This window comes from Micromonospora sp. NPDC047557 (assembly GCF_043205095.1).
Lineage (GTDB): Bacteria > Actinomycetota > Actinomycetes > Mycobacteriales > Micromonosporaceae > Micromonospora.
Window position 1 is genome coordinate 1 of record NZ_JBIDDK010000029.1, and the last position, 12,204, is coordinate 12,204.

The 12,204-nt window shown below is 70.1% G+C and carries 13 protein-coding genes and 1 pseudogene; 5 read left to right on the top strand and 9 right to left on the bottom strand.

Annotated features, from left to right (window positions below; all coding sequences use genetic code 11):
* A partial coding sequence (locus ACGGAQ_RS32420) for a non-reducing end alpha-L-arabinofuranosidase family hydrolase (RefSeq protein ID WP_393056015.1) occupies positions 1-674 on the bottom strand: 674 nt, incomplete at its 3' end.
* Between the two features lie 327 nt (positions 675-1,001).
* A complete protein-coding gene (locus ACGGAQ_RS32425; RefSeq protein ID WP_393056018.1) occupies positions 1,002-1,664 on the bottom strand; it encodes a hypothetical protein in 663 nt (220 codons plus the stop codon).
* A 181-nt stretch (positions 1,665-1,845) separates the two neighbouring features.
* Here ACGGAQ_RS32425 and ACGGAQ_RS32430 point away from each other — a divergent pair, with 181 nt between their 5' ends.
* The 3 genes from ACGGAQ_RS32430 to ACGGAQ_RS32440 all read left to right on the top strand — a co-directional run bounded on the left by ACGGAQ_RS32430 (position 1,846) and on the right by ACGGAQ_RS32440 (position 6,326).
* On the top strand, positions 1,846-3,063 hold the full coding sequence (locus ACGGAQ_RS32430) for a HupE/UreJ family protein (RefSeq protein ID WP_393056021.1): 1,218 nt from the start codon (positions 1,846-1,848) through the stop codon (positions 3,061-3,063).
* A gap of 224 nt (positions 3,064-3,287) precedes the next feature.
* Positions 3,288-5,180 carry a fibronectin type III domain-containing protein gene (locus ACGGAQ_RS32435; RefSeq protein WP_393056024.1) on the top strand — a complete coding sequence of 631 codons (1,893 nt, stop codon included), beginning with the start codon at positions 3,288-3,290 and terminating at the stop codon, positions 5,178-5,180.
* Between the two features lie 90 nt (positions 5,181-5,270).
* Complete coding sequence (locus ACGGAQ_RS32440) at positions 5,271-6,326, top strand: WxL protein peptidoglycan domain-containing protein (RefSeq protein ID WP_393056027.1); 1,056 nt, start codon at positions 5,271-5,273, stop codon at positions 6,324-6,326.
* Between the two features lie 10 nt (positions 6,327-6,336).
* Here ACGGAQ_RS32440 and ACGGAQ_RS32445 read toward each other — a convergent pair whose 3' ends face one another.
* A complete protein-coding gene (locus ACGGAQ_RS32445; RefSeq protein ID WP_393056030.1) occupies positions 6,337-6,468 on the bottom strand; it encodes a hypothetical protein in 132 nt (43 codons plus the stop codon).
* 101 nt (positions 6,469-6,569) lie between these two features.
* Between ACGGAQ_RS32445 and ACGGAQ_RS32450 the strand changes: the two genes are divergently transcribed.
* The gene (locus ACGGAQ_RS32450) at positions 6,570-7,541 is read left to right on the top strand and encodes an NADP-dependent oxidoreductase (RefSeq protein WP_393056033.1); all 972 of its coding nucleotides are present in this window, start codon (positions 6,570-6,572) and stop codon (positions 7,539-7,541) included.
* 4 nt (positions 7,542-7,545) lie between these two features.
* On the opposite strand, the gene ACGGAQ_RS32455 is transcribed toward ACGGAQ_RS32450, so the two are convergent.
* From ACGGAQ_RS32455 to ACGGAQ_RS32480, 6 genes and pseudogenes are all read right to left on the bottom strand, one after another.
* Positions 7,546-8,136, bottom strand: coding sequence for an HAD family hydrolase (locus tag ACGGAQ_RS32455; protein WP_393056036.1), 591 nt, complete (start codon positions 8,134-8,136; stop codon positions 7,546-7,548).
* 26 nt (positions 8,137-8,162) lie between these two features.
* A pseudogene (locus ACGGAQ_RS32460) lies at positions 8,163-8,447 on the bottom strand (RNA polymerase sigma factor); the annotation flags it as partial.
* A 98-nt stretch (positions 8,448-8,545) separates the two neighbouring features.
* Positions 8,546-9,748, bottom strand: coding sequence for a low temperature requirement protein A (locus ACGGAQ_RS32465; protein ID WP_393056039.1), 1,203 nt, complete (start codon positions 9,746-9,748; stop codon positions 8,546-8,548).
* A gap of 72 nt (positions 9,749-9,820) precedes the next feature.
* On the bottom strand, positions 9,821-10,879 hold the full coding sequence (trpS, locus tag ACGGAQ_RS32470) for a tryptophan--tRNA ligase (protein ID WP_393056042.1): 1,059 nt from the start codon (positions 10,877-10,879) through the stop codon (positions 9,821-9,823).
* A gap of 90 nt (positions 10,880-10,969) precedes the next feature.
* On the bottom strand, positions 10,970-11,146 hold the full coding sequence (locus ACGGAQ_RS32475; RefSeq protein WP_393056045.1) for a hypothetical protein: 177 nt from the start codon (positions 11,144-11,146) through the stop codon (positions 10,970-10,972).
* A gap of 4 nt (positions 11,147-11,150) precedes the next feature.
* Positions 11,151-11,351 carry a hypothetical protein gene (locus ACGGAQ_RS32480; protein WP_393056048.1) on the bottom strand — a complete coding sequence of 67 codons (201 nt, stop codon included), beginning with the start codon at positions 11,349-11,351 and terminating at the stop codon, positions 11,151-11,153.
* A gap of 11 nt (positions 11,352-11,362) precedes the next feature.
* On the opposite strand from ACGGAQ_RS32480, the gene ACGGAQ_RS32485 reads away from it, so the two are divergent.
* Positions 11,363-11,617: an SCO4848 family membrane protein gene (locus tag ACGGAQ_RS32485; protein ID WP_266247133.1), complete on the top strand. Its 255-nt coding sequence runs from the start codon at positions 11,363-11,365 to the stop codon at positions 11,615-11,617.
* Positions 11,618-12,204: the final 587 nt, after the last annotated feature.

The following is a 12,204-nucleotide window of genomic DNA, read 5'->3' on the forward strand; positions in this document are numbered from 1 at the left end:
TCGTGGGTGGTGGCGTAGACCAGTTGCCGTCCGTTGTAGGGCGCGACGGTGAAGTCCTTGAGTGACACCCAACCCGACTTCGGCTGCGCCAACGCCCCGGTCGACGACCACCGGTACGACGACGGCAGATCACACGTGGTGGGCGGCGGTGTCGTGGGTGGCGGGGTGGTGGGCGGCGGTGTCGTGGGCGGTGGCGTGGTGGGCGGTGGGGTCGTCGGCGGTGCGGGCGTGTCGGTCACCGGTGGCGTCGGCGTGGTGCCACCGTTGCAGGTCACGCCGTTCAGGGCGAAGCTCGTCGGGGCCGGGTTGCTGCTCGTCCACGACCCGTTGAAGCCGAACGACACCGTGCCGTTGGTCGCGACCGACCCGTTGTAGCTCACGTTGCGTGCGGTCACCGCCGCACCGCTCTGCGTCAACGCCGTGTTCCACGACTGCGTCACCGTCTGCCCGGCGCTGTACGACCACGTCAACGTCCAACTGCTCAACGGATCACCGAGGTTCGTGATCGTCACGTTGGCGCCGAACCCGCCCTGCCACTGCGACGACACGGCGTAGTTCACCGAGCAGCCGGCTGCGGCGGCACCGGCCGGCATCGCCACGACGACCGTGGCGGACGCCAGCAACGCGACACCGGCCGAGACGAGGCCGACATTGGTTGGTCTGAATATGGTCATCAAGCACCCTCCTGACGGGATGGCGGCCTCCACATTCGTGGGAATCATTGTTAGGTGAGCGTTAACAGCCGCGTCGCGTATGTTACGGGAGCGCTCCCAAACCATCAACCTCGATGCCTCGAAGGCGTCCGGCTGTCATCGTGGGCCCTCCGAGTAGGCCGCCACGGCCCGTGCGCGTGGGGCCGTGGTCGCCTGGACGGCGCGGCCGGGAACGTGGATTGCGCTGACCCCGTCCGAGGGCCCGCGCCAGCGGCGAGGCTCCCGCGAGGATTGCTATGTTATCGGTAACATAGTCATCCACCGATTGGTGCAAGCGCAGTCCGGGCGTCAGAGCCAGACCACGATCCCGGTCAGGTTGTTGAGCACGGCGGCCACGCCCGCCCTGATGGCGGCCGCGCAGCGCTCGGCGGTGAACGAGCCCGCGTCGTACGACGAGGACATGCCGAGCCCTTCGCCGCGGTACGACGCTCCGTCCCAGTCGACCGACGTGACGTTGTGGGTGGGCTCGGCCAGTTCGGCGCCCACCACCAGGAACTTCTCGTCCAGATGGTTGGGGGTGACCAGCGCGAGGGCGTCGATGAGTTCGTTGCCCGCGCTGACGATGAGGTCCGGGCCCATCTCCATGGCCTTGGTGATACTGGGAACGGCGTCGTGCGCGTCGTCGACGACGACCGTCCTCAGGTCGACGTGCTCGTCGTCCGCCCAGTCCCGCACCGCCGTCACCAGGGCCTTGGTCGGCGCGTCCGCGCCGGCGGTCAGCAGCACCACCCGGTAGTCCTTCGACGGGTGGACGTCGGCCCACGATCCGGGCCGTGGCGTGATGGTCGCCTCCGGCGCTGGCGTCGTGGCGGGGTCGACGAACCCTGGGCCGAGGGAGCCCACGGCGCTGGGCGCGGGGTGTGGCTGGGACCAGTCGTCGCCGGAGTCGCAGGCGGCCAGGAGCGCGGCGGTCGTGACCAGCAGGGCGACGGCCCGAAGCGGGGGGCGCAAGGTGGTCGTCCTCTCGGGTGGGGGCGGGAAGTGCGCGTACGCCTCGTATTCCTATCCCAGATCCGGCCGCTGACAATCCGTGGCCGGTTGCCCCGGGCGTTTGTTCTCCATCGGTTCGTCGGTGAGCGGGTTGGTGTTCACCCACGGGGTGCAGCGTGCACTGGCCAACCGAGGGAGTCGCATGCTGGGGCACATTCGCCGTACCGTTGTCGTCGCCGTTGTCGCATTTGCTGCGGCGGCGCTCCCCTTCCTCGGTGGCGGAACAGCATTCGCGCACGGCTTCTCGTCGACGGCGTACGCGAAAATTACCTCCGGAGACGAGGGTCACATTCGCTCCGAGGTGGAGCTCGAATACGACCTTCTGGTCGTGTCGGCCGCCGATTCCGGTGCTGATGATCCGCTCTTTCGGGTGGGCACCGCCGCCTTCGAGGCGGGCGACTCCGCGGCGCAGGCCGCGGCGCTGAAGGCCCACGCCCCGACGGTCCTGCGGTATGTCGCCGACCGTTTCTCGGTGACCGCGCGAGGTGCGGCCTGTCAGCCGACCCTGGTGCGCGACGCCACGATCGGCGCCCGTGACGGGGTGCCGTACGCGGACCTGCTGCTGGACTGGACCTGCCCCGAGCGGGTCGACGAGCACGAGGTGCGCAGCGGTCTCTTCCCGGACGGCGAGGCGTACGTCAAGGACACCAAGACGATCGTCACCTACGAGATCGACGGCCGTTCGGGCAGCGCCGCGCTCGACGCCGCCAACCCGTCCTTTTCGACGGCCCAGACCGCCTACCAGCGGTTCGGCGAGTTCTTCCTGCTGGGCGCCGAGCACCTGCTGTCCGGCATCGACCACATCCTCTTCCTGCTGGCGCTCATCGCCGGGTCGCGGCGTCTGCGGGAGATCGTGCTCGCGGCCACCAGCTTCACCCTGGCGCACTCGGTGACGTTCCTGCTCGCCGCCCTCGGCCTTGTCGACGTGCCGGCGCGGCTCGTGGAGCCGGTCATCGCGCTCTCGATCGCCGTCGTGGCCGGCTGGCACCTGTGGGGAATCTGGCGGCGCGGTGACCATGCCACCGATCTGGAGACGGCCGGGCGCGGCCACTTCAGCCTGGACCGTCGGGGCTGGATCCGCCTCGGGGTCGTCTTCTGCTTCGGCCTCGTGCACGGGTTGGGCTTCGCGGGCGCGTTGGGCATCGACGAGGCGTGGTCATGGACGCTGCTGTGGTCGCTGCTGGTGTTCAACGTCGGTATCGAGGTCGTTCAGTTGGCGATTATCGCCGCCGTCTTCCCGCTGCTGTTCGTGCTGCGCCGTCGTGCGCCGAAAGTCGGTCTCTGGGTGACCGGTGCTGTTTCGGCGGCAGTGTCCATCATGGGGCTGATCTGGTTTGTTCAGCGCGTCACCGGATCGTGAGTACGGCTAACCAGTTCGTGAAGTGCAGCCATTCGCAAGATCACGTTCATGGCGGGTTCATCGGCCGACGAAAGTTTGGATCCGCTTCCCCAGTGTCGGGTGAAGAACAATCCATTTCTCTATTCGAAAAGGGAACAATGTCGATGACATTGAGCACCTCGACACGGGTCCCCGGGCCCGTGCGGCGGCGTGTTGTCGCCGGGGTCGTAGCCGGATTCCTGGGAATGGGCGCGGCCCTCGGTAGCGGTCTGCTGACCGCCGCCAGCGCCGCCGACCCCACCACGGTGTCCGGCGTCGTCCTCGGCGTCGGCGCCAACGAGACCCAGCGCATCGTGTCCTGGTACTCCTCCGCCGACACCGCCCAGAAGATCCAGCTCGCCCCGACCGCCGAGATCGTCAACGGCGAGTTCCCGGCCACCGCCGTCAGCTTCGACGCCGTCGGCGCGGCGAACACCTCCACCACCGGCTTCAACCGCCACGCCACGATCAGCAACCTGCGCGAGAACACGGCGTACTCGTACCGGGTCGGCGCCGAGGGCAGCTGGTCCCCGGCGTACGCCTTCAAGACCCAGGACTTCGAGGGCGACTACGACTTCCTGTTCTTCGGTGACCCGCAGATCGGCTCCTCCGGCGACCGGCTCAAGGACCAGGCCGGCTGGGAGGAGACCCTGAAGGTCGCCACCGCCGCCAACCCGAACGCCGAGCTGCTGGTGTCCGCCGGTGACCACGTGGAGAGCGCCAACGACGAGAGCCAGTGGACCTCGTTCCTGGCCCCCGACCAGCTGCGCCAGGTCCCCCTCGTCGCGACCATCGGCAACCACGACGTCGGTGGCAAGTCCTACGAGCAGCACCACTTCACCCCGAACACCGACCGCTCGGCCCAGTACTACAGCGGGGACCAGGCGACCCGGTCCGGTGGCGACTACTGGTTCATCCACAAGGACGTGCTGTTCATCGACCTGAACAGCAACAGCTACGTCAACCCGGCGGACGGCTCGGCCGGCGGCGACGCCGCGCACGTCGCGTACGTCACCGACGTCATCAACAAGCACGGCTCCGAGGCCAAGTGGAAGGTGCTGGTCTACCACCACTCCATCTACTCTCCGGCCAGCCACGCCACCGACAGCGACAACAAGCAGCGGCGGGAAGACTTCACCACGGCCTTCTCCAACCTCGGCGTCGACATGGTGCTGCAGGGCCACGACCACAGCTACTCCCGCAGCTACTCGATCAAGAACGGCCAGAAGGAGAACCCGGCTGAGAAGCCCGGAGCTCCCGAGGTCTACCCCGGCCCGGGTGGCGTCATCTACGTGACGGCCAACTCGGCGTCCGGCTCGAAGTACTACGACATCAAGAAGCCGGACGACAGCGGAACGGGCATCCGGGGCAACGGCCCGGACCCGCTGGACCCGAACAAGTACTGGTACAACTCGTCGCAGAACCAGGAGCACGTCCGCAGCTACGTCAAGGTGCAGGTGCGCGGCGACAAGCTGGTCCTGGCCAACGTCCGCAGCGGCACCTGCGCGGCCCCGAACGCGGCCGTCGAGAAGGGCCTCTCCTGCGTCAACACCCCGGACGGTCAGCCGATCGGCTCGGTCACCGACAAGGTCACGGTGCACCCGTACCAGGGTGACGGCCAGGCCATCCAGGTCAACGTTCCCAACCCGGCACCGGGCGAGTTCGGCTGGACGATCGACGGCTACAACGGTCTGGTCGACCTGGGCACCGCGCAGGAGCGCGACGGCACCTACTTCGAGGCGACCGGCAAGATCAACCCGATCCTCGTGTCGGACAGCCGCCGCTCGCTCGCCCCGTGGTCGATCTCGGCCAGCGTCGGCGACTTCTCCGACGCCGACAAGACGTTCTCCGGCTCGTACCTGGGCTGGACCCCGTACGTCCTGGACGCCGGCGCGGGTGCCGAGGCCGGCGCTGCCGTCCTGTCGTCCCTCGACGACCAGGGCAAGGGCCTCTCGGCCTCCAGCGGGCTCGGCGCGGCGATCCAGGGTCACCCCCGGGGCGGCGCCAAGCTCGGTGCCGACCTGGACCTGAAGATCCCGGACAGCATCGCGAAGGGTAGCTACCGCACCACCCTCACGATCACTGCGCTGAGCAGCTGACCGACCTGTTCCACCGGGCGGGGTAGGCACCTTCGGGGGCCTGCCCCGCCACCGGTTCGTCCACTTTCAAGATCACCTCAAGGATCCGACATGCAACCGTCCGTCACGCGCTGGAAGACACTCGTTCGCACCACCGCGCTGTCCCTGCTCGCCGCCGTCGCGGCGGCCGGCGTCGGCACCGGCCCCGCCCTGGCGGCCGACGGCAACGTCGCCTGGACGGTCCGGACGGCCTCCAACAGCTACGGCGAAGCCCGGTCCAGCTACAGCTACAACGTCAACCCCGGTGGGGCCGTCGAGGACGCCATGGTGGTGGCCAACCGCGGCCCGGCGCCGCTGACCCTGGCCGTGTACGCCGCCGACGGCTTCACCACCGACGCCGGGCAGCTCGACCTGCTCACCAGGGACAAGAAGTCCGTGGCGGTCGGCGCCTGGGTCAAGGCCAGCGCCGGCAGCGTCGTGATCCAGCCCGGAAAGACCGCGCAGGCCCCCTTCACGATCAACGTTCCCGCCAACGCCACGCCCGGCGACCACGTGGGCGGCATCCTCACCGCGCTGACGCAGGCCGACCAGGCCGAGGGCATCAACGTGGACCGCCGCCTCGGCATCCGGATCACACTGCGGGTCGGTGGCGAGCTGAAGCCGAACCTCGCGATCGAGAACCTCCACGTGACGTACGACGGATCGTCCAACCCGTTCGCCAAGGGTGACGCCACTGTCGCTTACACGATCCACAACACCGGCAACGCCGCCCTGTCCGGCCAGCAGGCCGTCTCGGTCTCGGGCCCGTTCGGTGTCCTGCGCGCCCGGGCCGGTGACATCGCCGCGCCGCCGCAGCTGCTCCCGGGCGAGAGCTGGGACGTGACCGTGCCGGTGCGCGGTGTCGCTCCCGCCGTCCGGCTCGCGGCGACCGCCACCGTCACTCCATTGCTCACCGACGCGTCGGGCTCCACCACCTCGCTCAAGCCGGTCGAGGCCACGGCGCACGGCTGGGCCCTGCCGTGGATGATCGTCCTGGTGCTCGTCGTGCTGATCGCCGTCATCGTCGGAGCGTCCCTGTACCGCCGCCGCAACCGGGCGCGCGAGGACGCCCGGGTGCGCGACGCGGTCGCGCAGGCCCTCGGCGGTCGGGAGCCGCAGACGTCCTGATCGCGTCTCCTCAGCGACCGCCGCGGGTGGCGGCCGTGACCGCGCGGCGGGTCAGATCGACGGCGACCACCACGATCACCAGGGTCGCGGCCAGCTCGGGCGCCCAGGTCGGTGACGTGTGGCGCAACGGCAGGGTGGCCATGGCCGGTCGCCCTTGTGGGTGAACGGCACCGAGCACCGGGCCGGGCCCGCCGCCGAGCCGGCATGCTGCGACGGTGACGCCGGCCCGGAGAGGAAGCCCACATGGTTGACGCGGACGTGCCAGAGCGGATGCAGGCTGCGGCACTGGACGAGTTCGGCGGGCCGGAGGTGATCACCCTGCGGAAGCTTCCGGTGCCCGACGCCGCCGCCGACGAGGTGCTGATCAAGGTCCTGAGCGCCGGTGTGGGGGTGTGGGACGTCTTCGAGCGGCAGGGGATGCTGGTGCCCGAGGGCACCGAGCTTCCGATCGTGCCCGGCTCGGACGGTGCCGGGACCGTCATCGCGGCCGGCAACCAGGTGACCGATCTCGCGGTGGGTGACCTGGTCTACGCCGCCGCCACCAGCCGACCGAAGGGCGGCTTCTACGCCGAGTACGCGGCCGTCAAGGCCGAGTACGTCGCGAAGCTGCCCGACGGTGTGCCGGCCGAGCACGCCGGTGCGATGCCCACCGACGCCCTGACCGCGCTGGCCGGGCTGGACACCCTCAGCCTGCCGCCGGGCGCCTGGTTGCTGATCTTCGGTGCGAGCGGCGGGCAGGGCCACCTGGCGGTGCAGTTGGCCAAGCGACAGGGCCTCAAGGTGATCGCGGTGGCCTCCGGCAGCGACGGGGTCGCGCTGGTGACCCGCCTCGGCGCCGATGTGTCTCTCGACGGCCACGCCGACGCCGACCAGGTGCTCGCGACGATCCGGGACGCGGCCCCGGAAGGAGTGGACGGCATCCTGGCGATGGCCGGCGGGAAGACGCTGGATCGGCTCACCGAGACGCTTTCCGACGGCGGGGTCGTCGCGTACGCCCACGGGGTGCGGCCGGAACCACGCGAACGGTCCGGTGTGTCGGTCCGGGCGTACGACGGTGTGGCCAACCGCGGACAGTTGCAGCGCCTCAACGAACTCATCGAGGCCGGGCCGTTCGTGGTGCACGTCGCCGAGACGTTCCCGCTGGGCAAGGTGCGGGAGGCGCACAAGCGCCTGGAGACCTCCTACCCGGGCAAGCTGCTGCTGACGATCGCCTGAGGCGTCAGCCGACGCGCTGTTGCGGCACGCGTACCGAAGCCATGCCGGCCGCCGTCGCGGCCTGGATGCCCAGGTCGGTGTCCTCGAAGACCAGGCAGGAGCCCGGAGGTACGCCGAGCTGCCGCGCCGCGAGCAGGAACGCCTCCGGGTCGGGCTTGGCCCGCGTGTAGTCCTCGGCGCACACCAGCACGTCGAAGCGGTCCAGCAGACCGAGCGCGTCGAGGGAGGCGGTGACCGTGGCGCGGGTGCTGCCGGAGACGACGGCGAACGGCACCCGGCGGTGCGCGTCGTGGATGTGCGCCACCACCTCGGGCACGGCGGCGACCTGTGGCAGCAACTCCTGGTAGATGCGCTCGCGGTTCTCGACGACGGTCGCCACCGGCATCGCCAGACCGTGCCGCTCGTTCAGCTCGGCGATGATGTCGGCGGTCGGCCGGCCACCCCAGGCGTAGAAGAGGTCCTCCGGGAACTCGCAGCCCCACTCGTCGAGCGCCCGCCGCCACGCCACGTAGTGCAGCGGCATCGAGTCGACGATGGTGCCGTCGCAGTCGAACAGGTACGCGGCGAACTCACCGGGCGGCAGAGGCAGAGTCATCGGGGAAGGGTACAGCCCGAATCCGCTCACTCTTCGCTGACGGATGCCAGCCGACGCAGCAGGTGCGCTCGTTCCGGCTCGGTGCCGACCAGCGCCAACGCGTCCCGGTACGCCGCCGCGGCCTCGTCGAGGCGGCCCAGCCGGCGCAGCAGGTCCGCCCTGGTCGCGGGGTACAGGTGATAGCCCCGCAGACGTGGATCGCCGGCCAGCCCGTCCAGCAGGGCGAGCCCGGCGTCCGGCCCGTCTCGCATGGCCACGGCGGCGGCCCGGTTCAGCGCCACGACCGGTGAGGGGACCATGCCGAGCAGCACGACGTCTCGGCTCCTCTCGGTGCGGCGGGGTCGCCGTACAGCATGACGACGAACGAGTGCCCGGGATGTCGACACGGGTTCCGGAACTTTTCCGAGGCTCAGGGGCGCACCGGTCGCGCCGCTTCGACCGGGTCGCCACGCCTGTCGATTCGCCGCTCGTACCAGGTTATGGCGATCAGGAGCAGGGTGAGCAGGGCCAACTCGGCCAGCGCGGGCAGCGACCGCGCGATCGGCAGCAGGAGCAGCGGCAGCAGCGCGGCGACCCCCTGCCCCGGGTGTACGGCACGCAGGGTGAGCCGGCGGAAGACCAGCCGTCCGAGCAGGTAGAGGGTGGCGCCCCCGTAGAGGGCGGTGGCCGAGGGCCAGCTCAACCGGACGGTGTGCGACGGCTCCTCGGTGAGCTGGCCGAGCACCTGCTCGATGCCGAGCGCGACGTAGATGGCGCCGATGATCAGGGGTGCGTGCGCGAGGCCGTACGCGTCGCCGGCCACGTGGGAGCGCCGCTCGTCGGGAACGCGCAGGACGGACTGTCGGGCGGCGGGCGCCAGCCGGTCGAAGTAGAGCCACCAGAGGCAGATGGTGACGACGAGGCCGAGCAGCGCCGCGATCAGGCTGGCCCCGGTCGGCGCCGTCCTCCTCGGTCCGGTGCCGGCGGCGATCAACGCCTCGCCCAGGGCGATGATGAGCACCAGTCCGAACCGTTCGGTGAAGTGGTCCAGGCTGCGCAGCGGCCACGGGCCGTAGACGGAGGCGACGCGCGAACCGCCGATGTCCACCAGGAACGCGACCGTCCAGAGCACGGTCTGGGCGACGCCACCGAGCAGCGCGCCGACGATGAGCGGGAGCCAGGCCGTCGTCACCGGCACCACGAAGAACCGCAGGGTCGAGCGCAGCGTCGGGTCGTCGACGCTCGCCCAGAGCAGCACCACGAGCTGCACCGCCCGGGTCACCAGGTAGGCCAGCGCGAGGGTGAGCGGCGGATCGAGGGGCCCCGGTCCCTGCCGCCAGGCGTCGGGCAGCACCAGAGCGGCCACGAATATCGCGGCCATCGCCAGCAGGGTCGCCGCGCGGGCCGGGCCGACGTCCGCGCGGACCAGGTTCCCCAACCAGAGGTACGGACCCCAGGAGTAGATCAACAACAGCAGGAGGAGCAGCCCCTGGGCCAGGGTGAGCGCGGTCGGCGGCTGCGCCATGAACGCGATGACCCGGGTGAGCGCGAAGACGAAGACCAGGTCGAAGAAGATCTCGAACATCGTCGTCCGGTGCGCATCACCGGCGGGGACCGGACGAATCCTCCTCATCCAGGCATTCTGCGCCCTCCAGCGGGCACGTCGGGTCTCCCCGTCGCAACGTGGAGACCCGACGTGCCCACGTCAGGCCGGGGCGTCCGTCCGGCGCCGGGTCCGCTCGGCCCGCCGCCGCATCTGCTGGTACGCCCCGGTCAGCCCCATCGCCCGGCGTACCTCCGTCAGGGTCTGGCGTACCTCCTGCCGGGTCCGCTCGGTGCCCTCGACGATCAGCCGGTCGACAAGTCCCCGGTCGGCCTCGATCGCGGCCCGGCGCTCCCGGATCGGCGCCAGGAACGTCTCCAGCGCGACGACCAGCCGCTCCTTGACCTCCACATCACCCACCTGCCCGGCCCGGTAACGGTCGGCCAGGTCGGCCACCTCGGCACGGTCCGGGTTGAACGCCTCGTGGTACGCGAAGACCGGGTTGCCCTCCACCGTCCCCGGCACGTCGGCCCGCACCCGGTTCGGGTCGGTGTACATCCCGCGCACCTTGCGGCGCACCGTTGCCGCGTCGTCCGACAACGCGATCGTGTTGCCCCGACTCTTGCTCATCTTGGCCGTGCCGTCGGTGCCCACCAGGCTGGGCGTGTCCGCCGGGATCAGCTCGGGCACCGGGAACACCGGCCCGTACAGGTGGTTGAAGCGGCGGGCGATCTCCCGGGTCACCTCGACGTGCGCGGCGTTGTCCCGGCCGACCGGGACCACCTCCCCCTTCACGCACAGGATGTCCGCCGCCTGGAGCACCGGATAACCGAGCAGCCCGTACGGCATCTCCTCCTTGCCCGCGTCGCGGGCCATGTCCTTCAACGAGGGCACCCGTTCCAGCCGGGGCACGGTCACCAGGTTCTGCAGAAGGGTGTTGAGGTCGCCGACCTCCGGAATGGCCGACTGGAGGTAGAACGTGGCCCGCGCCGGGTCGACGCCGGCGGCGAGGATGTCGGTCACCATCTCGCGGGCATTGCCGGAGACCTGGGCGATGTCCTCCCGGCGGTTGCGGGTGGTCAGCATGTGCAGGTCAGCGATGATGAAGAAGCTCTCGTACCGCTGGTGCAGCCGCACCCGGTTGGCGATGCTTCCGACGTAGTGGCCAAGGTGCAGGCGGCCGGTGGGCCGGTCGCCGGTGAGCATTCGTGCGATGGACATGGCGAGGTACCTCTCGTGCTGGTGGGTGGGTCACGCGTTGGCGCGCGCCGAGCGGGGCGGACAGGCCCCCTCGGTCAGCGGAAACAGGGCTCAGCGAGCCGTCCGCCATCGCGCGCCGGCGCGGTACCGCAGACCACCGGCACGGAGTACGTCCAGGAAGTGCTCACAGCCGTCGCCGGAGCTGGTCGGGACCGTGGGCACGACACCGCGGGGCAGGCCGTCGACCACATCGACCGCCTCCGAGACGCAACTGCCCGTCCGGACCACGGCCTCACGTTACCCGCGGTGCCGCTTCCGGGGAGGCAGGTGACGGGTCCGCGTAGTACCGGCCGACGCGGTCCCGGTACTCCGGGCTGGCCGACTCCGGGTCGTACGGCGGCGCGTCGTGGATCTCCTGCCGGGTTCGGCGGCCAGTCCGGGCGTCGCGTCCGGTTGCGTCCTTGGCCAGCTCGCGGATCGGGTGCGCTGGCATACTCGGCTGCCATGGTGCTGTCGCGAGGGTGGGCTCTCTTCCTGGTCGGGGTCGGGATCTGGACCTGGGTGATCTGGCCGAGGTTCGCCGTCGCCATCTGGCAGGACCCCCGATCCTGGGCCTCCGGCACGGTGGCCGACGGCGCCGCCACCAGCTTTCTGTGGGTGCACGCCCTGCTGATCGCCGCGTCCCTGGCCATCGGAACCACCGTCGGTGTGCTCGGCATCCGAGCCTGGTTTGCCGCCCGCCGACGGCAGGCGTCCTGACCCTCCGCCGCTGCTCGGCGAGGCTCCGGGTGGTTGATCCGCGCCGGAGGGGATGAGTGTGACGCGGGACGCTACCCGCCGATTTGACGATCAAACCCACGGACGCGTAACTTTCTCTCTGCCAGCGCGGAACGGGGCAAACAGGGCGAAAGACCTGGAGCACCGGATCGGGCAGGCAGCCGGGTCAGGCAGGGGTTCGCCTCTGCGGGGCACGGTTCGGGCGGGGCTCACCGGATCAGCCGCGAGGCGGATTTGGCGCAGCGGAACCGACCGGGTAAGGTTCACGACCGGCAGGGCACCGGGCGAGACTGCGGGACACCGCAGCGGCCGGCCTGCCAAATCCGACGACCTGACGCAGCGGTTCGCTGCTGCGTGAGTGCGCCGGGGCCAACCCGTACGAAGCACGACAGACCGGGACACACGGTTTGACACGGCGAAGACGGTGAGGTAACGTAGTAAAAGTGCCCGGCGCGAGAGCGACGGGGACACAGAACGAAAAGCCCCGGGATGGTGGCCCACTGGTTGGGTCTTCTGATCGGTGTGTGGTTGTTCTTTGAGAACTCAACAGGGTGCTTGTAAAGCCAGTG